Origin of the sequence: Gallionella capsiferriformans ES-2, assembly GCF_000145255.1 — a bacterium.
Classification (GTDB): domain Bacteria; phylum Pseudomonadota; class Gammaproteobacteria; order Burkholderiales; family Gallionellaceae; genus Gallionella; species Gallionella capsiferriformans.
The window spans coordinates 342646-363156 of sequence record NC_014394.1; the positions used below are offsets into that span (position 1 = coordinate 342646).

The following is a 20511-nucleotide window of genomic DNA, read 5'->3' on the forward strand; positions in this document are numbered from 1 at the left end:
ATCATGCCAGTTTACCGTTCCCGTACTTCCACTCATGGCCGCAATATGGCCGGTGCGCGCTCCCTGTGGCGCGCGACCGGTATGAAAGAGGGCGATTTCGGCAAGCCCATTATCGCGATTGCCAATTCATTCACTCAGTTTGTGCCCGGTCACGTTCACCTGAAAGACATGGGGCAGTTGGTTGCGCGTGAAATTGAGCGTGCGGGCGGAATAGCCAAAGAATTCAATACGATCGCGGTGGATGACGGCATCGCGATGGGTCACAGCGGCATGCTGTATTCGCTGCCCAGCCGCGATCTGATCGCAGATTCCGTCGAGTATATGGTCAATGCCCATTGCGCCGATGCGCTGGTGTGTATTTCCAATTGCGACAAGATTACGCCGGGTATGTTGATGGCGGCGATGCGCCTGAATATTCCGGTGGTGTTCGTCTCAGGCGGCCCGATGGAAGCCGGTAAGGTGAACTGGAATGGCGCGACCCGCGGGCTGGATCTGGTCGATGCGATGGTGGCTGCTGCAGATAGCCATTACAGCGATGCAGAAGTGGATGCGATCGAGCGCTCCGCCTGTCCGACTTGCGGTTCCTGCTCCGGCATGTTTACCGCCAACTCGATGAATTGCTTGACCGAAGCGCTGGGTCTGTCCCTGCCGGGTAACGGTTCGCTGGTTGCGACCCATGCCGAGCGAAAGCAGTTATTTTTGCGTGCAGGGCGCGTGATCGTCGATTTGTGTAAACGTTATTATGAGCAGGATGACGAATCGGTGTTGCCGCGCAATATCGCGACGTTTAATGCCTTCGAAAACGCCATGACGCTGGATATCGCGATGGGCGGTTCGACCAATACCGTGTTGCATCTGTTGGCTATTGCGCGTGAGGCGGAGGTCGATTTCACCATGAAGGATATGGATCGTTTGTCGCGCCATGTACCCACGTTGTGCAAGGTTGCGCCCTCATCCGAATATCACATGGAAGACGTGCATCGAGCCGGCGGCATTCCGGCGATTTTGGGTGAACTCGACAGAGCCGGTTTGCTGCATGGCGAGGTGGGTTCGGTGCACAGCAAGACGCTGCGCGACGGGTTGGCCGCATGGGATATCGTGCAAAACACCGATGGGACGGCGGACAAGTTTTTCAGAGCCGCACCCGGTGGTATCGTTACTACCATCGCATTTTCGCAATCGATGCTGTACCCGGAAACGGATTCTGATCGTGCTACGGGCTGCATCCGCGACAAGGCGCATGCCTATTCGCAGGACGGTGGTTTGGCGGTGTTGCATGGCAATGTCGCCGTCGACGGTTGTATCGTCAAGACGGCGGGCGTAGATGAGAGCATTTTAAAATTTACCGGGCGTGCGCGCGTGTTTGAGAGTCAGGACGATGCGGTCGCAGCGGTGCTTGCCGATACTATCGTCGCGGGTGACGTGGTGGTGATCCGTTACGAGGGGCCCAAGGGCGGTCCGGGTATGCAGGAGATGCTGTATCCGACGGCTTATCTGAAATCGAAAGGCTTAGGCAAAGTCTGTGCCTTGCTCACCGATGGACGTTTTTCCGGTGGCACCTCGGGGCTCTCTATCGGACATGTCTCGCCGGAAGCGGCTGCAGGCGGTGCGATCGGGCTGGTTGTTGAAGGCGATACGATAGAAATCGACATTCCCAATCGCAGCATCGTTCTGAGTATTTCGGATGAGGAAATGGTGCGACGCCGCACCGAGATGGCGTCGCGCGGCCGTCTGGCCTGGAAGCCGGTCAGTCGTGATCGGCAGGTGTCGGTGGCACTGCGGGCCTATGCTGCGATGACCACCAGTGCTGATAAGGGCGCGGTGAGAGATGTGACTCAAATTGAAAGTTAACAACTGCTAATTTTCAACTATTAATTTTCAATTTTAAATTATCAATTGGAGCTAAATATGACGACAGCATTGAATTCGCAATTCGGTATCAAAGGGCAATTGGTTTTTAACGTAGACGCGAGCGGTTTGATCGTCGCTGAAATCGACAACGCATTGGGCCGCGCATCGTTGTGCTTGCAGGGCGCACATCTGATGAGCTGGCAGCCGAAAAGTCAGGCGGTTCCCGTGGTGTGGTTGTCGCGCGACACGAAACCCGCAGTCGGTAAATCGATACGCGGCGGTGCGCCGGTGTGCTGGCCCTGGTTTGGCGCGCATGCGAGCGAAGCAGGCTTTCCGGGTCACGGTTTTGCACGCACTGTGCCTTGGCGCGTGATCGAGTCGGGCAGCGAACCCGATGGCGCGACGCGACTGACCTTGCGTCTTGTGCCCTCCGACAAAACGCGCGCACAGTGGTTGCATGAATGCAACGTGGATCTGACGGTGATTGTTGGTGAAACGCTGCGTATGGAAATGACGACTGAAAATACCGGTGCCACAAATTTCGTGATCGGCGAAGCGCTGCACACCTATTTTCAGATCAGCGACATCGGCGCTATCCGCGTGACGGGGCTGGAAGGCACTGAATACTGGGACAAGGTGGGCGGCTCCAACTTGCGTCGTCAGGATGGTGCGATCACGTTTAATAGTGAAGTTGATCGCGTCTATATCAACACCGGCAGCGAGTGTGTGATTCACGACGATAAGCTGGCTCGTCGCATTCATATCGCTAAATCAGGCAGCCAATCGACCGTGGTGTGGACGCCGTGGGTCGAAAAAGCTAATAAAATGGGCGATATGGGGCAGCCGGACGGCTGGCGCGAGATGGTTTGCGTCGAATCGGTCAATGCGATTGAAAATGTGGTGACGGTCGCGGCAGGCACGCGTCACACCATGATCGTTGAATATCGTGCCGAGTCGGTTTAAGGAGTATGCAAATGCGTAAAGTCATCCTGTTTCTTGCGTTGTTCTATGGCGCGCAAGCCTATGCGTGCGACGTCAAGCACGGCCCGGTAAAACATAAATCCCATAAGCATCCTTGTGCAGAACATGAAAGTCAGCCTTGTCCTATGCAAGATAAGCATCATGCAGGGGAGGCGGCGAAGTCTGCTGCCGTATTAAAAGCGCCGGTGTTGGATAAGATCGTGCCGGATGCTCAGCCAAGCCATTGATGCAGGTATGTGCTGTATTTGTAATAACGGTGTCAACCGGAGTGTGTTTCTGAACGTTATTGGCTCACGTTCAGAAAAGTTGATAGGCAAACTGAGCGGAGTTGTTTAGAATCACTAGCGGAGGAGAAACCTCCGCATCTTTATAAGTTTTTTGATCATAAAACGGAGAGAACATATGAAATCTATTATCGCAAGTATCGCAGTTGCAGCAGGTTTGATGATCGCAGGTTCAGCTATGGCTGTTGATATGCCAGCAAATGGCAAAGCAAAGTGCGGCGCATGCCACGCTGTAGACAAAAAGGTCGTTGGTCCAGCTTGGACTGAAGTTGCTAAGAAGTATGCTGGCGACAAAGATGCTGAAAGCAAAATCGCTGCTAATGTTACTAAGGGTGGTGCATTTGGCTGGAAGATGGGCAATATGCCTCCTAAGGGCATGGGCGCATCCGATGCAGATATCAAAGAACTGTCTAAGTTTATCGCTGGTTTGAAGTAATCTAGCGGTACTGAAGCGAAGCTGATTCGTCGGCTTCGCTTTTTCATTTGTCGTACGCCTTAAACCGAGAATTCCATGAAAAAAAGTTACGTTTTTCTAGTTGTGCTGTTTGCGCTGTTTCTGAGCGCTTGCAACAAGACTGAGGAGGCTCATGCCGTTGCGCCTAAAGCTGTGGTGGCGTCGGTTACCGAATCTGCTAAAACGATGCCCTTGGCTGCCAGGGAGAATAATTGCACCGCTTGTCATGCGATTGACAAGAAGGTCGTTGGTCCGTCGTGGATGGATATTGCCAACAAATATAAAGGGGACGCCACTGCCGAAGCGCGTCTGATCATCAAAGTTTCCAAGGGCGGCGCTGGCAACTGGGGAACCATGCCGATGCCGGCGAACGATGCCTCAGGCAAAAAGCCCGAACAAATGAAGGAACTGGTGCGCTTTATTCTGGCACTGGCTAAATAAGTCGCTACTGAGTAATCTCCATAAAAGTCGGTGCGAGCCGGCTTTTTTGTTGCCCGTCAAATTGACAAGCAGTGCGGCGGCTATGCATAATCGACCGCTTATCGCCACTGCGCTAATTCCCAGGGATTCAACTATGTCATTCCGCTCTGTTTCACTGTTGTTCACAGCCTTGTTCGCACTGGCCGCATGCGGAAAATCCGCTAACGATCAGGCGGCTGGTGAATTGGTCGTGCGTATCGGCGCAGTTGCGCCCCTGACCGGTCCTCAGGCGCATCTGGGTAAAGACAACGAGAATGGCACACGCATGGCGATCGACGATGCGAATGCAAAGGGCATTACGATAGGCGGCAAAAAGGTACATTTCGAATTGATCAGCGAAGATGATCAGGCCGATCCCAAGACGGCGACCATCGTCGCGCAAAAGCTGGTGGACAATAAAGTGGCAGGTGTGATCGGCCATCTTAATTCCGGCACTACCATTCCAGCTGCAAAAATCTACAGCGATAACGCGATTCCGCAGATTTCACCTTCCGCCACAGCGGTCAGCTATACCCAACAGGGCTTTAAGACCGCTTTTCGCGTGATGGCGAATGATGCGCAGCAAGGCCGTGCGCTGGGAGAATATGCGGTGAAAAATCTCGGTGCCGTGAAAATCGCCATCATCGACGACCGTACGGCCTATGGACAGGGGCTCGCAGACGAATTCATCAAAGCCGCCCGTGCCGCAGGTGCGCAGATCGTTGCGCATGAATATACCAGCGATAAGTCGGTGGATTTCACGGCGGTGTTGACGGCCGTTAAAGGCCGCCAGCCTGATTTGCTGTTCTACGGCGGTATGGATGCGCAGGGCGGACCGATGGCCAGACAAATCAAGGCGCTTGCGCTGAATGTGAGGCTTATGATGGGTGATGGCGGGTATACACCCGAATTCGTTAAGCTGGCGGGGGATGCGGCGGAGGGTGCTTATGCCTCACTGCCCGGCGTGCCGCTGGATAAAATGCCGGGCGGGAAAGATTTTTCAGATCGTTTTGTGGCCAAATACCAGCCTATCCAGTTATACGCGCCCTATTGCTACGATGCGGTCAACGTGATGATTGCCGCAATGCAAAAGGCCGATTCGATTGATCCTGCTAAATATATGCCAGCGTTAGCCAGTCTGTCGCATCAGGGCGTCACCGCCAATATTCAGTTCGATGGCAACGGAGATCTGAAGGGCGGCGCCGTGACGTTGTATCAGGTCAAACAGGGCAAGTGGCAGGTGCTGGAAACCGTTGGCGCGGAAAAATAATCCTTAAAACGGATTTTAATCGCACCCGCAATGGAAATATTTTTTCAGCAAATCATCAACGGTCTGGTGCAGGGCAGTGTGTATGCGCTGGTGGCATTGGGCTATACCATGGTGTACGGCATACTGGGACTGATCAACTTCGCCCACGGTGAGGTGGTGATGGTGGGCGCGATGCTGGCGCTGTCAGCACTGACCGCGTTGATCGGCTGGGGGGTGCCGCCGCTGCTGGCCTTGCCGGTCAGCCTGTTGCTGGCTATGGCAGGCTGCATGCTGCTGGGTTTTGGCATCGAACGTATCGCCTACCGGCCACTGCGCCATGCGCCGCGCTTAGCGCCGTTAATTACAGCTATCGGCGTCTCCATCGTGCTGCAGAATCTGGCGATGATGATCTGGGGGCGCGAATACCACGCCTTTCCTCAGTTGATCAACAATCAGTCACACCACGTTGGCGGCGCAATTATCAACGATATTCAAATCATTATTATCATCATGGCGTTTGTGATCATGGCGGGCTTAATGCTGATTGTGCATCGCACATCGCTGGGGCGTGCAATGCGGGCGGTAGCTGAAAATCAGCACGCCGCGCAATTGATGGGCGTGGATGTCAATCGGGTCATCTCGGTCACCTTTATGCTGGGTTCGGCACTGGCGGCTATCGCAGGATTGATGGTCAGCGCCAACTACGGTCTGGCACATTATTACATGGGATTTTTGCTGGGATTAAAAGCCTTTACGGCGGCGGTGCTGGGCGGGATCGGCAACCTGCGCGGTGCGATGCTGGGCGGCTTGCTGCTGGGGTTGATCGAGAGTCTGGGCGCGGGTTATATCGGTGATCTGACGGGCGGATTTTTGGGCAGCCAGTATCAGGACGTATTTGCTTTCTTCGTGCTGATCGCCGTCCTCGTGTTCAGACCTTCCGGGTTGCTCGGTGAACGACTGGCGGAGCGTGCATGAAAAAATATAATTTTTCAACGCAGCACGTTCTAAACGGGTTGCTGCTGGTCTCGGTGCTCTTGTTGCCATTTTTGACTGATGCGCTGCTCGGGCGCGGTTGGGTGCGCATCGTCGATTTCGCCATGCTCTATATCATGCTGGCGTTAGGGCTTAACATCGTGGTCGGCTATGCGGGGCTGCTGGATTTGGGCTACATCGCGTTCTTCGCGGTGGGCGCGTATTGTTATGCGCTGACCGGATCTCCCCATCTGGCGCTGGCCTTCCCCTTGCTCTTTCCGGACGGCTTGCATCTGTCGTTCTGGATCGTATTGCCGCTGGCAGCGGTTTTGGCTGGCGGTTTTGGCGTATTGCTCGGCGCGCCGACCTTGCGTTTGAGAGGCGATTATCTGGCCATCGTGACGCTGGGTTTCGGTGAAATCATCCGCATCTTCATGAATAACCTGAATGCGCCGGTGAATTTCACCAACGGCCCGCAGGGCATCAGTCGCATCGATCCGATCAGTGTGGCGGGTGTTTCGCTGAATAGCACGCAGCAGGTGATGGGGATTACGCTGCCTTCGGTGCATCTGTATTTCTACCTGTTTTTGGCTTTTACGATGTTGGTGGTATTTGTGTCCAGCCGTCTTGAAAAGTCGCGCATTGGACGCGCCTGGATGGCCATACGCGAGGATGAGATTGCCGCCTCCGCAATGGGCATTAATACACGCAATCTGAAGTTGCTGGCCTTTGCGATGGGTGCGATGTTTGGCGGCGTGTCAGGCACCTTGTTCGCCGGATTTCAAGGATTCGTCAGCCCGGAAAGCTTCAGTTTGATGGAATCCATCATGGTGTTATGCATGGTGGTGTTAGGCGGCATGGGGCATATCTACGGCGTGATTCTGGGTGGCTTGCTGCTCGCCTTGTTGCCCGAAGTGCTGCGCCACAGCGTGGTGCCCTTGCAGCAGGCGTTGTTCGGCAAGACACTGATTGATCCGGAAAGTCTGCGTATGTTGCTGTTTGGTGTCGCGCTGATTGTTGTGATGTTGTATCGCCCCGCAGGTTTATGGCCTTCGCGCGTGCGTCGCCGTGAGCTGGAATCCGACGAGGCCGCACGATGAGCGAACCGTTACTGGCGCTGACAGGCATCGGCAAGCAATTCGGCGGGCTCTCCGCCCTGACGGATGTTTCGTTGCATATTAACGCTGGCGAAATCTACGGGCTGATCGGCCCGAACGGGGCGGGGAAAACTACGCTGTTTAACGTAGTCACCGGCCTGTATCAGGCAAGTTCGGGTGAATTTCGCTTCAATGGCCGCCGCTTTCAAACCGGTGCGCCGCATTTGCTGGCACAGGCCGGGATTGCGCGCACCTTCCAGAATATTCGCCTGTTTGCCAATCTTACCGCGCTGGAAAATGTGCTGATCGGGCGCCATGCGCGAACCCGTGCCGGCGTGTTCGGTGCCCTGTTTAAGAACCGGGCGACGCGGGATGAAGAGCGCGCGTCCATTGCGCGCGCGCGCCAATTGCTGGACTATGTCGGCATCAGCAAGCCTCATCAGACGCTGGCGAAGAATCTGTCCTACGGCGAACAGCGTCGTCTGGAAATCGCCCGCGCGCTGGCCACCGAACCGCTGCTGCTGGCGCTCGATGAACCTGCGGCCGGCATGAACGCGACTGAGACGGAGAGTTTGAAGGTATTGTTGCAGGCCATCCGTTCTACAGGCGTTACCGTGATGCTGATCGAACACGATGTAAAGCTGATTATGGGACTGTGCGACCGGGTGGCGGTACTCGACTACGGCCGTAAAATTGCTGAGGGAACACCGGATGACGTGCGCAATAATCCCGGCGTCATCGCCGCCTATATTGGAGCGGAGAGTGAATAAACTTCTGGAAATAAGCGGGCTGGAAGTCGGCTATGGCGGAATTCATGCCGTTAAGGGGATCGATTTTCATATCGGTCAGGGTGAACTGGTCGCGCTGATCGGCAGCAACGGTGCGGGAAAAACGACCACGCTCAAAGCCCTAGCCGGACTCATCGCGCCCGCTGGCGGGGAAATTATTTATGACGGTAGCGTTTTAAACGCCGTTCCTGCGCATCAGCGCGTATCCATGGGTATTGCGTTAGTACCCGAAGGTCGCGGCGTATTTGCGCGTCTGACGGTGGCCGAAAACCTCCTGATGGGGGCTTATAGTCGTTGCGATCAGGCACAAATCAATGAGGATCTGGCGCGTATGTACGCCTTGTTTCCGCGCCTTGTCGAGCGCCGCGATCAACTGGCCGGCACACTGTCCGGGGGTGAGCAGCAGATGCTGGCGATGGCGCGCGCCTTGATGAGTCGTCCGCGCCTGTTAATGCTCGATGAACCCAGCATGGGACTGGCACCCTTGATGGTGAAGAAGATTTTTGAAACGATCCGCGAGGTTGCGGCTCAGGGTATGAGCATACTGCTGGTTGAGCAAAATGCCAGGCTCGCGCTGCAGGTCTCCTCGCGCAGCTACGTGATGGAGGGTGGATCGATTGCCCTGTCGGGCGTATCGGCTGACTTGCTGGGCAGCGATGCGGTACAGCGCGCTTATCTGGGCGCTTAATACGCTAGCTGCTCCATTGCGCATTGAGCAGCCGGTCGCGTGTCAGCTGTAGCGCGAAGGCACAATCTTTACGGTGGATGGTAATACCCCGGTCGCGTGTGACATAGGCGATGATCACATCGGGGGGCGCGGGGTTGCAGCATTTGGCAGGGCGGGTCACCAGATTCCCCAGCCCTTCGATCAGTATGCCTGTCGCTGAACGTTTTTCCGCCGGTGCCCTGAACACGGGTTTTGCAATCGCGATTATTTTATTGGGCAGTTCAGCGCTGAGCGCCACCGCAATGCGGCGCTGGGTGATTTCGTTGCGTCCGAGGGCGGCCAGCAGATCGTCCAGCTTATTGAAATGCAGGCGTTGCGCGAGTTTTTCCTGATTCACTGAAGTCACGCCATGGCGTTGTAATTCGCGATCTAACTGTATTCTGCCTTGCGCGATACTCTCATCGATGTTCTGGTTCTTGAACCAGGCCCGCACCTTGGCGCGGGCGCGGGCACCCTGTAAAAATCCCAGCGCAGGGGTGAGCCAGTCGCGGCTGGGTCCGCCTTGTTTCGTGGTTAAGATTTCCACGCGCTGACCGTTTTGTAACTTGTAGTTGAGCGGCACGATCGCGCCATCCACTTTCGCGCCGCGTGTGCGGTGTCCCAGATCGGTATGCAGCATGTAGGCGAAATCAACCGGTGTCGCGCCTTTGGGCAGGTCAACGACGCGGCCTTGCGGCGTGAGCACGTAGACCTGATCGTGAAATAGCTCATTTTTGAATTGCGCCTGCAAATCGCCGCGATCCGTCAGGTCGTCTTTCCATTCCAGTATCTGCCGCAGCCAGATGATCTTTTCATCGAGCTTGGCGTCCGTCTTGCCGCCCTCTTTGTAGCGCCAGTGAGCGGCGACGCCCAACTCGGAATACTGGTGCATTTCACGGGTACGAATCTGCACCTCGAAATTTTGTTCGCGCGGGCCGATTACGGCGGTATGCAGCGAGCGGTAGTTGTTGCTCTTGGGGCGCGCGATATAGTCATCGTATTCGCTGCCGATCTGTGTCCAGAGATCATGCACCAGACTGAGCGATGCGTAGCAGCTTTGCACATCGTCCACTAGGATGCGCACCGCGCGCACGTCGTACAGTTCATCAAACGCCAGGTGTTTGCGCTTCATTTTGTTGATGATGCTGTAAATATGTTTGGGGCGGCCCGTCACCTCGGCCTCTATCCCCGCAGCGCTAAGGGTGCGTTTGAGTTGCTGTACGACGTCATCGATGTAGCGTTCGCGATCGACACGTCGTTCATCGAGCAGTCTTGCGACTTGTTTGTACAGTACCGGATCGAGATAGCGCACGGATAAATCTTCCAGCTCCCATTTGATTTGCCATACGCCGAGGCGGTTTGCCAGCGGCGCGAACAGGCTCTGTGTCTCCTGTGCGATCAGTTTTTGCTCATCCGGGCTTGCACCTGACAGGCAGCGCAGCGTCTGGGTGCGTTCGGCTAATTTAATCAGCACGACGCGAATATCGCTGACCATCGCCAGCAACATTTTTCGCAGCACATCGATCTGCTGGCTGTTGTCGATTTTCTTGTCGGTACTGCGCAACTCGCGAAATTGTTTGATTTGCTCCAGACGCGAAATGCCCTCGACCAGTGCCATGACGGGCGCGCCGAAGTCGGTTTTCAGCTTTTCAGCCCAGTCGTCCAGATACTCAGGGACAGCATGCAGGATCGTCGCCGCGATGGTTTCATGATCCATGTTCATGCCGATTAAGATCGAGGCCGATCCCAGCGCGTGTTGCATCAATGGCGTGCCGGTGAGCTCCGTCTGTCCTCTGTAGAGCGGTTCGGCGACTGCGCAGGCGCGAGCGATGACATCGATTTCCTCAGGGGAAAATAAACCTGCTAGGCCCGGCAGCCAGGACATCGCATCGGTTTGTGATGATGTGCTCTGAATGGAAACCATTTATCCTAAGACCTTGAAAAGTAATTTTGTGGCGAGCAGCAAAAGCAGTACCGCGAATAATTTGCGCAGCACGCCTATATTCATCCGGTGTGCGGCTTTGGCGCCCAGCGGCGCGGTGATGACGCTGGCTGCAGCTGTCCACAGCAAGCAGGGCAGATAAACGTAGCCCAGGCTCAACGGGGGGAGTCCGGAGGCATTGAGGCCGGTTGCCACATAGCCTATCGTGCCGCCGATGGCCACAGGAAAACTGATGGCCGCCGAGGTGCCGATGGCGTGCCGGATCGATAGGTTGCTGCGCAACAGGAAGGGGATGACGACCGTGCCGCCGCCGATGGAAACTAAGCTGCTCAAGGTGCCTGCGAATACCCCGAACAGCCTGATGATCAGCTTGCCGGGCAGTTGACGCGAGACGGGCGGGCGCAGGTCGAACAGGATTTGTGCGGCGGCGAAATACACGAACAGCGCAAATAAAATCCCGACAAAATGGGTCGGAATGCTGGTGGCAAGCAGGGAGCCCAAGCCTGTGCCGATCAGGATGCCGGGTGTGATGGTGCGCACTACGTTCCAGTCAACCGCCCTGTGCTGGTGGTGCTTGTACAGGCTGGCAAGGGCTGTGAAAATGATGGTTGCCATCGAGGTGCCCAGCGCCAGATGCAGCAGGTGTTCGGGCGGGAATTGCTGTGCATCGAACAATAGCAGCAGGACGGGTACCAGTACCGTACCGCCGCCGATGCCGAACAGTCCGCCCAGCAGGCCGACGGTTGCACCCAGCAGCAGGTAGGCCCATTCCATATCAGTCGCGAACCAGTACCGTGGTGATGTAATTCCACTCAAGCGGGTCGAGCGGGGTGATGGAGAGGCGGTTGCCTTGTTGCAAGGTGCGCATGCGTTCGAGTTCAGGATGCAGACGCAACTCACTGAGCGAAATGAGCGGGATTTTTTTGACCAGTTGCACATCGACATTGAACCAGCGTGGCTGTTCCGGAGTGGCTTTTTCGTCGAAATACTTGCTGGTTTGATCGTATTGTTTTGCGTCCGGATAGGCCGTGGTCGATACGCGTGCGATGCCGGCAATGCCGGGTATTTTGCAGTTGGAGTGATAAAACAGTACGCCGTCGCCGATAGCCATCTGGTCGCGCATAAAATTGCGTGCCTGATAGTTGCGCACGCCATACCAGGCCACACTTTGATCGGGGAAGCTGGCCAGATCGTCAATGCTGACGTCGGCGGGTTCAGATTTCATAAGCCAGTAGCGCATGGAGTATTTTATCGTGTTGGGTTGTTGTTAAATAATTATTTAAAATCAATATGTTGCATATTTTTATGCCTTGCGCGAATCGCTGCGTACAGCATAGGTGCTCATAGTACTCGAAGGATCACTTTCGTGTTCATTGGCATGAACTGAGAAGTTGCGTTACCCTGTGGCACTTGCCGGAGTCATAACTATAACCAGTCAACGAGAATAAATCATGAACGACATCGCCACTGCGTCTGAAAATACCACAAGAGAGCGAGATCTTGCCAGAATGAAATGGATTGCAGCCGGTTTGTTAGGTTTGGCAGCCTGTTTGTACATTCTGGGGAAGCTCTTTGCACTGGGGTATCTCGCGGCCTTTGCGGAGGCTGCGATGATAGGTGCACTGGCCGATTGGTTTGCGGTAGTGGCCCTGTTCCGCCATCCGCTGGGGATTCCTATTCCGCACACCGCGATCGTGACCCGCAACAAACGCAGTATTGCCGATAGCTTGGCAGATTTTGTCGTCGGGCAATTTTTGAGCGCGGAGGTGATTGCGCAGCGACTCAAACGTTATGATGCGGCGTTGCAATTGTCGCAGTGGCTGATGCTTACAGATAACCGCAAGCGTGTGGCTGGATATTTAAGTACGGGGTTTATCTATGGCGTAAAGGCGCTGGACGACAGGCGCATCCATGATTTTATCGCACAGGCGACGCGCAGCAAGCTGCAGAGCATCGACCTGTCAGGATTGCTGGCGGGAAGTCTGGAGCTTGTCACACGCGGAGAGCGTCACCACAAGATTTTGCATGGCGGGCTGAACCGGTTTGCCGACTATGTGGATAATCCTGACAATAACGAAACGATTTCGGCTTTTATCAAGGGCTGGAGCGATAACGCCTTTGTGCAGAGCATGATAGAGCCGTTTGTGCCGACGATACGCACGGCGGTGGTCAATAAGTTGCGTGCGGTGGCCGAGGATGAAACCAATGGGTTGTATCGCGAATACAACGAGCAGGTGCAAAGCTATCTGCAGCGACTGCAACAGGATCCCGAATTGCAGGCATGGATGAACGCTCAGAAAGAAGCCTTATTGAGTCGTCCTGAATTTGCAGCGCAGATCGAGTTATTGTGGGATCAGTTGCGCGAATGGGTGGTGCTCGATTTGTCTGAACCTGAATCGGTGCTTGCCGGAAAAATCACCGCGCTGGTTGATCAGCTTGAATCTCAGTTGGTGAGCAATGAGGCCGTGCGCTCGTGGATCAATGAGCAGATTCAGGCGGCGTTGATACAGGCCGCCAATGCTAACAAGGGGGCAGTGGGCGATTTGATTCGGGAGGAGTTCGCCAACTGGGACGATAAAGAGATGGTTAACCGGCTGGAGTTGTATTTGGGCCGCGACCTTCAGTATATTCGCATCAACGGCACGCTGGTCGGTGGCCTGTTCGGTCTGGCAATCTATGCGGTCACTCGGTTGATCGGCGGCTAGTCGCAGAGACTTGCAACTTCAGAGCCAATAAAAAAATGCGACCTTTCGGTCGCATTAAAATAAAGCCCCCCGCCTGTGCCGTTGACCCAGCATCTCGAACCTAAAGGTTCAAGAGGGTCACTTCCCTGTCATATCAGGATCATCCGCAAGGGACGTTCACAACAATGGCGTGTGGGTCGCGACCTGTAAAGTTACTTGGTTCAAAGAATATATGAGTCTGACGAACACCGCAGGGGACAACTCGAAATCTTGAGGTGGCCGATTAAAACAGATTTTCCTGTTCGGCTAACGCCTGATCGATCGCTGTCTGCATGGCAGTCATTCTACGCGTTAAGTCTGACAGGTCAACCCCGCGCCCGAGCTTTGTTGAAAGCAATTCATGGGCAATATTGAGCGCGGCCATGATCGCGATACGCTCGACGTTCACGATCTTTCCGGCATCGCGAATCTCGGTCATTTTTTTGTCCAGATAGGCGACCGCAGACAGCAGCGCCTCGCGCTCATCTTCAGGACAGGCAACGCGCAATTCCCGATCGAGAATCTTCACGTCCAGCATGTTTTTTTGGCCGCTCATGACAGTTCCTCAGGAAAGGTGGGCAGCAATTTTTCCAGCCGCGTCCGCGCGCTTTCAATTTTGTCATTACACAGCCGGTTATCGCTTTGTGCCTGAGCCAGTTCCTGGCGCAATTGATGGTTTTCCGTGCGCAACTGGCTGCTGATTTTGATCAGCTGGCCGAGTTTTTGCTCCAGTGTATTTAGTTCATTTTCCATGCGGCTAATATAGTTTGAAAAGTGCTGGAAAGTCAATTGCTAAGACGCGCTTTTAGAAGCGTTTTATAAAACACCGTTTTGTGCAGAGCCGGGCGCGTGTTAAAGTGTGCGCTGCTTTGAGGTGCTTGGTTGCTTTGCAGTCAAGTTAAACGGGAAGCAGGTGCGTTGTTTGACACAGGAAATTTCCGGTGCCGTCGACAAAGCCTGAGCTGCCCCCGCAACGGTCGTCGAGTGTGGATTTGCCATTGAGCCACTGTGAGTCATCATGGGAAGGCGGTAAATCAAGACTTGTGAGCCCGGATACCGGCCTTATTGCAAAGGTACGGGAGATGCTGCGGGCGGCGCATCGGAATTCATGAGAAAGCGCGGCGCAAGCCTTGTCCCGTCTCGTGACTTTATCGCATTCACTCGCAGTATTTCCTGAAAATAAAACATTCCAACGGGGACGCTTGGGATTTATTCGGGAAATCACGATGCATCAAAAACTTATCATCATCGCACTGTTCGGTGCGATCACACTTCCAACGGTATCTTTTGCTGAAACTGCCAGCCTTGATGAGGTGGTCGTCACAGCAACACGTTTTGCAACGACCTCGGAAAATACGGCTGTTAACGTTACCGTCATTACCGCTGCTGACATTGAAAAGAGTGCTGCGAAAACACTGCCCAGCCTGCTGGCACAACACGTCGGTATTCAGGTGCGCAGTACGGACGGCACGCCAGATTTAGCCGTTGATATGCGCGGTTTTGGTATGACGGGGAATCAAAATACGCTGGTTTTGCTCGATGGTCAGCCACTCAATGATATTGAACTGACTTCGATACACTGGTCGGCCATTCCGCTCGACTCCATAGAACGCATTGAAATCGTCAACGGCAGCGGCGCTGTCCTTTATGGAGGCGGTGCTAGCGGCGGTACGATTCATATCGTGACTAAACATCCAGGTAAAGGCGTGCATGGCATTGCAAGTGTAGGAGCAGGAAGCTATGGCGCCAAGGAATGGCAATTGGCGCTTTCAGGTTCAGGCGAACGACTCGGTATGCGTATCACGGCCAGTGGTTTGGATACAGCCAACTATCGCGCTAATAACAACGTCACACAAAACAATCTGGAAGCGGATATTCGGGGTGATGTAGGGCAGGGTGATGCGTTCGTGAAGTTCGGTGCGGATAATCAGACGATACGATATCCGGGAAATCGCAGCGTAAACCCGAATACGGGCGTTAATCAGCTATTGACTGATCCTCGTGGCACAGCAACGCCGCTTGATTATGGCACGCGCAATGGTGTGCATGTTAGTTTGGGTACTGCGCAACAATTTGAGTTCGGCGAGTTTGCGGGGGAGCTTTCGTATCGGGACACTAAACGGACGGCCTATTTCGCCGCGTTTGGCGGGGCGTATCTGGATACCGCGCTTAATCTACTTTCCTTTACCCCGCGTATAAAAGTACCTTACCAGCTAGGTGGCGCGGCAAATGAGCTGACTGTGGGTATGGATCTATCCAACTGGAACTATGATTCCAGCCGTTCAAGTGCTCCGGCAAACATGGGTACGCCGACGACAAAAATTCTGGCAGGGCAGTCCGATCGTGCGCTATATCTGCAAAATGTAAATCAGCTGGGTGCTGATACTAAGTTGACCTTGGGCGCGCGTTCACAAAGGGTGAGTTATCAGGCGCGTGATGCAGTCAATCCCGCTGCATACGCTTCGGCTAATCAGGTGAGGACGGCGAATGCATACGAACTCGGGTTGCGTCATAACCTGAATCAAACACTGGCTGTTTTTGGTCGAATTGGTCGCAGTTTCCGGATCGCGACCGTGGATGAGATTTTTGCCCAGTATGGCGGACCATTCTTTGATTCAAAAGTTACCATGCTAGAACCGCAAACCTCGCAGGACAGTGAGTTGGGATTGGATTATAAAAGTGCAAAGGACAAAATCCGGGCGACGCTATACCAGATGAATTTGAATAATGAAATTCATTACAATGCGCTCACCTTTACCAACATGAATCTTTCACCAACGCGTCGCTACGGTCTAGAGCTGGAAGGCACGCACGCCTATAGTGATTCGGTAGAAGTGGGTGCTGCCTACAGTTATACCGTGGCTAAATTTTCTAACGGGACTTACGGCGGAATAAATGTGTCCGGCAATAATATTCCGCTGGTGCCACGGCAACGTCTTGCACTTTCAACCGCACTCAAGTTGACGGAAAAAACTTCGCTGAGCGGCAGCGCCATGTACGTTGGTCAGCAGCATTTTGATAATGATCAGGCGAATACTTTCGGGCAAAAAATGCCTGCGTACACGACGGTGGATATGAAGCTAACCCATCGGGAAGGTGCGTGGCAGCTGGCTGCAGCTGTGAATAATCTGTTTAACAGGCAGTATTATACTTATGCCGTATCCAGTACCTTTACGCCGGGCGTTTATAACGCTTATCCGATGCAGGGGCGGAATTTTTCGTTGAATGCAAGTTATCAATTTTAAGCATCCGTTATTTTGATGCAGGCAAGGGCGGTGTGCCGCCTTTGTTTTTTAGCGGGTAGTGGCGCAGTTTGGTATCATTGCGCCGCTACCCAATTTAAGGAGAGGTAATGAATAACATCCAGATTAAAAAATCCGCCATTTTAGTGGCGCTTGTTGCGCTCATGGCGTTCACCCGCATGCATCATTTCGGCAGCGGTCTGCATCTGCCCGATGCCTCGCTGGCGGTGTTTTTACTGGCAGGCGCTGTGATGGCGAGTCCGCTGTTTTTCGGCGTATTGCTGGCTGAGGCCGCACTGCTCGATTTCACCGCTGTGACTCAATTTGGCGTGAGTGATTACTGCATGACGCCGGCCTATGGCTTCTTGATCCCAACTTATGCTGTGTTGTGGTTTGCAGGGCGCTATTACGCAGGCATGCACCAGAATACCCTGCGCAGTCTGGGCTGGTTTTCCGCGATTTCGCTGGCCGCCGTTAATGTGGCCTTTGTCATATCAAACGCTTCGTTCTACCTGTTCTCGGATCGCTATGTGGGCATGAGCGCTATGCAGTATGCGTCTGAAGTGACTCAGTACTATGTGCCTTACGTGAGCGGCGCCGTCATTTACCTGATTCCGGCCGCGATGCTGTATGTCGTGTTTGCACGCAGTGCTGCGACTGACGCGAAACATGCCTGATAGTCATCACCGCAACCGTATGGCCCGCAAAAAGGCCGTGGTGGATGCGGCTATTGCCAGCGCCGATCGCGATAAGGGTTTATTGCTTGTTCTGACGGGTAACGGCAAGGGGAAATCAAGTTCAGCCTTCGGGATGGTGGCACGCAGTCTGGGGTATGGACATCGGGTTGGTGTGGCGCAATTTCTTAAGTCTCGCCGCGACACGGGTGAAGAGGCGTTTTTCGCCCGTCAGCCCGGCGTGCAGTGGCATGTTCTGGGTGACGGTTTTACCTGGGATACGCAAGATCGCGAGGCGGACGTGGCGAGCGCGTTACGCGGCTGGACGGTTGCGCAAACGCTGTTACAGGATGCCTCCTTGCATCTTGTGGTGCTCGACGAACTGACCTATCTGCTCAATTACGGTTATCTGGATGCGACTCAGGTGTGCGCGGATCTCGCGGCTCGCCCTGCCGGTCAGCATGTGGTGATTACCGGGCGCGCCGCTTCGCAAGATTTGATTGGTCTTGCCGATACCGTCAGCGAAATTAATGATGTCAAGCATGCCTTCCGTGCCGGTATTCGCGCGCAGGCCGGTATTGATCTTTAAGGCCAGTCCGAACGCCCTGCTTTTCTGATAAAGTGCGCGCCATGAATCTTTCGACCTCTCAGTTGTATTTGCGTCTGCTCTCCTATGTGAAACCGTATTGGCGCGTGTTTGCCGCATCCATTCTCGGGACGGCGATTGCGGCAGCGACCGAGCCGCTGTTGCCTGCACTGCTCAAACCCATGCTGGACGGCACGTTTGTGCAGAAGGATGATTTTGTCATTCGCTGGGCGCCGCTGATCATTATCTTGATTTTTTTGGTGCGCGGAATCGCAGGATTCGTTGCGACCTACGCGATCAATTGGGTGGGTAACAAGGTGGTGATGGATTTGCGCGGTGAGATGTTCCGCAAACTGTTGACCCTGCCGACGGCGTATTACGATAACCATGCTACCGGCAATCTGATATCCAAACTCACTTTTGACGTTACTCAGGTCACGGCGGCGGCAACGAGCGTGGTGACCGTCACCATACGCGACTCGATCATCATCGCAGGTTTAATGGGGTGGCTTTTGTACCTGAACTGGAAGCTCACCTTGCTCTCGCTGATCGTCACGCCGGCCGTCGCACTGGTGATTTACACCATCAATCGCCGCCTGCGCAATTCCAGCCGGGATTCGCAGCGCGCGATGGGAAACGTCACGCAAGTCATCGAAGAGAGCGTGGGCGCGCACAAAGTCGTCAAGCTGTTCGGCGGTCAACAGTATGAAGAGCAGCGCTTTACCAGCGAGACGAATTGGATGCGCCGTCATGCGATGAAACAGGCGGCGGCCGCGGCAGCGAACGTGCCCTTGGTGCAACTGGTTGCAGCCGTTGCGCTGGCGGTGATTATTTATTTGGCCACTGCGCAAGCTAAGACCGATGCGACCAGCGTCGGCGGTTTTTTGTCGTTTGTCGCGGCGATGCTGATGTTGACCGCGCCCATCAAACGCTTGACCGGTATCAGCGAGCATATGCAGCGCGGACTGGCTGCAGCGGAGAGTGTGTTTGAGCTGCTCGATACGGCCAGTGAACCCGATGCCGGAACGGTTGCCATCGGGCGGGCGCGTGGTGCCTTGCATATTGAACATCTTAATTTTGCCTATCAAAGTGAGTCGACGGATGAAAAAAGTGCCATTCGTCAGGCGCTGAGCGATATTTGTCTGGATATTCCTGCGGGTCAAACGGTGGCGCTGGTCGGCGCATCGGGCAGCGGTAAAAGCACGCTCGCTAATCTGGTTCCCAGGTTTTATCTGCCGGGCAGCGGGCGCATTACGCTGGATGGCCATAATCTGAACGAGCTGACGCTGACAAGTCTGCGCGCTAATATCGCGTTGGTGAGTCAGGAAGTGCTGCTATTCAATGACACACTTGCCGCGAATATCGCCTACGGGCAGACGCGGGCGGTCAGTGAATCTGAGATTGTCGCGGCGGCTACGGCGGCTCATGCGATGGAGTTCATCCGAGAGTGGCCGGAAGGCTTGAATACGCTGGTGGGGGAACGCGGCGTCAAGCTGTCCGGTGGTCAGCGTCAGCGTATTGCGATTGCGCGTGCGATTTTAAAAGATGCGCCGGTGCTGATTTTGGATGAAGCGACATCTGCACTGGATTCCGAGTCTGAGCGTCATGTGCAGGCGGCGCTGGAAACCCTGATGCAGGGGCGTACCACGCTGGTGATTGCACACCGGTTATCCACGATCGAAAAAGCGGATCGCATCGTTGTATTGCATAAAGGCGAAATTGCCGAGATCGGCACCCACAGCGAATTGCTCGCTAAAAATGGCGTCTATGCGCAGTTGCACAGTGTTCAGTTTTCACCCGGCGCACACCTAATTCCACAAGACGCTCAAGGTTGACGGAATGGAGTTAATGCCCTAAATTGCATCACCCGATACATTCAACTTCAGGAGATAAACATGGCAGTTCTCGTAGGCAAAGCAGCACCCGATTTTACCGCCGCCGCTGTAATGGGCAACAACGAAATCAACGAATCATTCAATCTGAAAAGCCATATCGCTGGCAAGGCTGCGGTGATCTTTTTTTACCCGCTCGATTTTACGTTCGTGTGTCCTTCCGAGTTGATTGCGTTTGATCACCGTCTGGCGGAGTTCAAAAACCGTGGCGTGGAAGTTATCGGTGTGTCGATTGACTCGCAATTCACCCATCTGGCATGGAAAAATACGCCGGTTAACAAGGGCGGTATCGGTCAGGTCGGTTATCCGCTGGTGGCTGATATCAAGCATGAAATCTGTCAGGCGTATGACGTTGAACTGGCGGGTGCGGGCGTCGCGCTGCGCGGCTCTTTCCTGATCGATAAGACCGGCGTGGTGATGCATCAGGTTGTGAATATGCTGCCGCTGGGGCGTGATATCGACGAAATGCTGCGTATGGTCGATGCGCTGCAATTTTTCGAAACGCATGGTGAAGTATGTCCAGCTGGCTGGAAAAAGGGCAAAGCTGGTATGAACGCATCCACGGAAGGGGTTGCACAATATCTGGCTGATCACGCACAGAGTTTGTAAGC

The 20511-nt window shown here is 54.4% G+C and carries 21 protein-coding genes, 1 other RNA gene and 1 riboswitch; of the genes, 16 read left to right on the forward strand and 6 right to left on the reverse strand.

Going from position 1 to position 20511, the window contains the following annotated elements:
- Window positions 1-3: 3 nt before the first annotated feature.
- The 10 genes from ilvD (at window position 4) to GALF_RS01565 (ending at window position 8823) form a co-directional block, all read left to right on the forward strand.
- Window positions 4-1851, forward strand: coding sequence for a dihydroxy-acid dehydratase (ilvD, locus tag GALF_RS01520; RefSeq protein ID WP_013292284.1), 1848 nt, complete (start codon window positions 4-6; stop codon window positions 1849-1851).
- A 57-nt stretch (window positions 1852-1908) separates the two neighbouring features.
- Entirely contained in the window at window positions 1909-2814 is a 906-nt protein-coding gene (locus GALF_RS01525; protein ID WP_013292285.1) for a D-hexose-6-phosphate mutarotase, read from the forward strand.
- Between the two features lie 11 nt (window positions 2815-2825).
- Window positions 2826-3059, forward strand: coding sequence for a hypothetical protein (locus GALF_RS01530; RefSeq protein ID WP_013292286.1), 234 nt, complete (start codon window positions 2826-2828; stop codon window positions 3057-3059).
- 175 nt (window positions 3060-3234) lie between these two features.
- A complete protein-coding gene (locus GALF_RS01535) occupies window positions 3235-3552 on the forward strand; it encodes a c-type cytochrome (RefSeq protein ID WP_013292287.1) in 318 nt (105 codons plus the stop codon).
- A gap of 75 nt (window positions 3553-3627) precedes the next feature.
- Window positions 3628-4011: a c-type cytochrome gene (locus GALF_RS01540; RefSeq protein ID WP_013292288.1), complete on the forward strand. Its 384-nt coding sequence runs from the start codon at window positions 3628-3630 to the stop codon at window positions 4009-4011.
- A 133-nt stretch (window positions 4012-4144) separates the two neighbouring features.
- Window positions 4145-5299, forward strand: a complete 1155-nt coding sequence (locus GALF_RS01545; RefSeq protein ID WP_013292289.1) for a branched-chain amino acid ABC transporter substrate-binding protein — start codon at window positions 4145-4147, stop codon at window positions 5297-5299.
- A 30-nt stretch (window positions 5300-5329) separates the two neighbouring features.
- Complete coding sequence (locus GALF_RS01550; RefSeq protein ID WP_013292290.1) at window positions 5330-6253, forward strand: branched-chain amino acid ABC transporter permease; 924 nt, start codon at window positions 5330-5332, stop codon at window positions 6251-6253.
- Window positions 6250-7350: an ABC transporter permease subunit gene (locus GALF_RS01555; protein ID WP_013292291.1), complete on the forward strand. Its 1101-nt coding sequence runs from the start codon at window positions 6250-6252 to the stop codon at window positions 7348-7350. Before GALF_RS01550 ends, GALF_RS01555 begins: the two co-directional genes overlap by 4 nt.
- Window positions 7347-8117, forward strand: coding sequence for an ABC transporter ATP-binding protein (locus tag GALF_RS01560; protein WP_013292292.1), 771 nt, complete (start codon window positions 7347-7349; stop codon window positions 8115-8117). The genes GALF_RS01555 and GALF_RS01560 overlap by 4 nt, the downstream gene beginning before the upstream one ends.
- Complete coding sequence (locus tag GALF_RS01565; protein ID WP_050752425.1) at window positions 8059-8823, forward strand: ABC transporter ATP-binding protein; 765 nt, start codon at window positions 8059-8061, stop codon at window positions 8821-8823. The genes GALF_RS01560 and GALF_RS01565 overlap by 59 nt, the downstream gene beginning before the upstream one ends.
- A gap of 4 nt (window positions 8824-8827) precedes the next feature.
- On the opposite strand, the gene GALF_RS01570 is transcribed toward GALF_RS01565, so the two are convergent.
- Genes GALF_RS01570 through GALF_RS01580 form a run of 3 tightly spaced genes read right to left on the reverse strand, consistent with a single transcriptional unit; the run spans window position 8828 to window position 12023 of the window.
- Window positions 8828-10765 carry a RelA/SpoT family protein gene (locus GALF_RS01570; protein ID WP_013292294.1) on the reverse strand — a complete coding sequence of 646 codons (1938 nt, stop codon included), beginning with the start codon at window positions 10763-10765 and terminating at the stop codon, window positions 8828-8830.
- Window positions 10766-11557, reverse strand: a complete 792-nt coding sequence (locus GALF_RS01575; RefSeq protein ID WP_013292295.1) for a sulfite exporter TauE/SafE family protein — start codon at window positions 11555-11557, stop codon at window positions 10766-10768.
- A gap of 1 nt (window position 11558) precedes the next feature.
- Window positions 11559-12023 carry an EVE domain-containing protein gene (locus GALF_RS01580; protein WP_013292296.1) on the reverse strand — a complete coding sequence of 155 codons (465 nt, stop codon included), beginning with the start codon at window positions 12021-12023 and terminating at the stop codon, window positions 11559-11561.
- A 211-nt stretch (window positions 12024-12234) separates the two neighbouring features.
- Between GALF_RS01580 and GALF_RS01585 the strand changes: the two genes are divergently transcribed.
- Complete coding sequence (locus GALF_RS01585; RefSeq protein WP_013292297.1) at window positions 12235-13488, forward strand: DUF445 domain-containing protein; 1254 nt, start codon at window positions 12235-12237, stop codon at window positions 13486-13488.
- Window positions 13489-13550: 62 nt separating this feature from the next.
- On the opposite strand, the gene ssrS is transcribed toward GALF_RS01585, so the two are convergent.
- The 3 genes from ssrS to GALF_RS01595 all read right to left on the reverse strand — a co-directional run bounded on the left by ssrS (window position 13551) and on the right by GALF_RS01595 (window position 14259).
- Window positions 13551-13727: non-coding RNA, 6S RNA (ssrS, locus tag GALF_RS15195), on the reverse strand.
- Between the two features lie 23 nt (window positions 13728-13750).
- Complete coding sequence (locus tag GALF_RS01590) at window positions 13751-14062, reverse strand: cell division protein ZapA (protein ID WP_013292298.1); 312 nt, start codon at window positions 14060-14062, stop codon at window positions 13751-13753.
- Window positions 14059-14259, reverse strand: a complete 201-nt coding sequence (locus GALF_RS01595) for a hypothetical protein (protein WP_013292299.1) — start codon at window positions 14257-14259, stop codon at window positions 14059-14061. The genes GALF_RS01590 and GALF_RS01595 overlap by 4 nt, the downstream gene beginning before the upstream one ends.
- A gap of 102 nt (window positions 14260-14361) precedes the next feature.
- Window positions 14362-14585: riboswitch (cobalamin riboswitch) on the forward strand.
- A 147-nt stretch (window positions 14586-14732) separates the two neighbouring features.
- Between GALF_RS01595 and GALF_RS01600 the strand changes: the two genes are divergently transcribed.
- The 5 genes from GALF_RS01600 (at window position 14733) to GALF_RS01620 (ending at window position 20509) form a co-directional block, all read left to right on the forward strand.
- Window positions 14733-16751: a TonB-dependent receptor gene (locus tag GALF_RS01600; RefSeq protein WP_013292300.1), complete on the forward strand. Its 2019-nt coding sequence runs from the start codon at window positions 14733-14735 to the stop codon at window positions 16749-16751.
- 107 nt (window positions 16752-16858) lie between these two features.
- Window positions 16859-17425, forward strand: a complete 567-nt coding sequence (locus tag GALF_RS01605; RefSeq protein WP_013292301.1) for a hypothetical protein — start codon at window positions 16859-16861, stop codon at window positions 17423-17425.
- A complete protein-coding gene (cobO, locus tag GALF_RS01610) occupies window positions 17418-18011 on the forward strand; it encodes a cob(I)yrinic acid a,c-diamide adenosyltransferase (protein ID WP_013292302.1) in 594 nt (197 codons plus the stop codon). Before GALF_RS01605 ends, cobO begins: the two co-directional genes overlap by 8 nt.
- A gap of 41 nt (window positions 18012-18052) precedes the next feature.
- Window positions 18053-19843, forward strand: a complete 1791-nt coding sequence (gene msbA, locus GALF_RS01615; protein WP_013292303.1) for a lipid A export permease/ATP-binding protein MsbA — start codon at window positions 18053-18055, stop codon at window positions 19841-19843.
- A 60-nt stretch (window positions 19844-19903) separates the two neighbouring features.
- Window positions 19904-20509, forward strand: a complete 606-nt coding sequence (locus GALF_RS01620) for a peroxiredoxin (protein WP_013292304.1) — start codon at window positions 19904-19906, stop codon at window positions 20507-20509.
- The last annotated feature ends 2 nt before the right edge of the window (window positions 20510-20511 follow it).

Bases quoted from the DNA above. Each gene is read 5' to 3' on its own strand.
- ilvD (WP_013292284.1), top strand. From the start codon at position 4: ATGCCAGTTTACCGTTCCCGTACTTCCACTCATGGCCGCAATATGGCC.
- GALF_RS01525 (WP_013292285.1), top strand. From the start codon at position 1,909: ATGACGACAGCATTGAATTCGCAATTCGGTATCAAAGGGCAATTGGTT.
- GALF_RS01530 (WP_013292286.1), top strand. From the start codon at position 2,826: ATGCGTAAAGTCATCCTGTTTCTTGCGTTGTTCTATGGCGCGCAAGCC.
- GALF_RS01535 (WP_013292287.1), top strand. From the start codon at position 3,235: ATGAAATCTATTATCGCAAGTATCGCAGTTGCAGCAGGTTTGATGATC.
- GALF_RS01540 (WP_013292288.1), top strand. From the start codon at position 3,628: ATGAAAAAAAGTTACGTTTTTCTAGTTGTGCTGTTTGCGCTGTTTCTG.
- GALF_RS01545 (WP_013292289.1), top strand. From the start codon at position 4,145: ATGTCATTCCGCTCTGTTTCACTGTTGTTCACAGCCTTGTTCGCACTG.
- GALF_RS01550 (WP_013292290.1), top strand. From the start codon at position 5,330: ATGGAAATATTTTTTCAGCAAATCATCAACGGTCTGGTGCAGGGCAGT.
- GALF_RS01555 (WP_013292291.1), top strand. From the start codon at position 6,250: ATGAAAAAATATAATTTTTCAACGCAGCACGTTCTAAACGGGTTGCTG.
- GALF_RS01560 (WP_013292292.1), top strand. From the start codon at position 7,347: ATGAGCGAACCGTTACTGGCGCTGACAGGCATCGGCAAGCAATTCGGC.
- GALF_RS01565 (WP_050752425.1), top strand. From the start codon at position 8,059: ATGACGTGCGCAATAATCCCGGCGTCATCGCCGCCTATATTGGAGCGG.
- GALF_RS01570 (WP_013292294.1), bottom strand. From the start codon at position 10,765: ATGGTTTCCATTCAGAGCACATCATCACAAACCGATGCGATGTCCTGG.
- GALF_RS01575 (WP_013292295.1), bottom strand. From the start codon at position 11,557: ATGGAATGGGCCTACCTGCTGCTGGGTGCAACCGTCGGCCTGCTGGGC.
- GALF_RS01580 (WP_013292296.1), bottom strand. From the start codon at position 12,023: ATGCGCTACTGGCTTATGAAATCTGAACCCGCCGACGTCAGCATTGAC.
- GALF_RS01585 (WP_013292297.1), top strand. From the start codon at position 12,235: ATGAACGACATCGCCACTGCGTCTGAAAATACCACAAGAGAGCGAGAT.
- GALF_RS01590 (WP_013292298.1), bottom strand. From the start codon at position 14,062: ATGAGCGGCCAAAAAAACATGCTGGACGTGAAGATTCTCGATCGGGAA.
- GALF_RS01595 (WP_013292299.1), bottom strand. From the start codon at position 14,259: ATGGAAAATGAACTAAATACACTGGAGCAAAAACTCGGCCAGCTGATC.
- GALF_RS01600 (WP_013292300.1), top strand. From the start codon at position 14,733: ATGCATCAAAAACTTATCATCATCGCACTGTTCGGTGCGATCACACTT.
- GALF_RS01605 (WP_013292301.1), top strand. From the start codon at position 16,859: ATGAATAACATCCAGATTAAAAAATCCGCCATTTTAGTGGCGCTTGTT.
- cobO (WP_013292302.1), top strand. From the start codon at position 17,418: ATGCCTGATAGTCATCACCGCAACCGTATGGCCCGCAAAAAGGCCGTG.
- msbA (WP_013292303.1), top strand. From the start codon at position 18,053: ATGAATCTTTCGACCTCTCAGTTGTATTTGCGTCTGCTCTCCTATGTG.
- GALF_RS01620 (WP_013292304.1), top strand. From the start codon at position 19,904: ATGGCAGTTCTCGTAGGCAAAGCAGCACCCGATTTTACCGCCGCCGCT.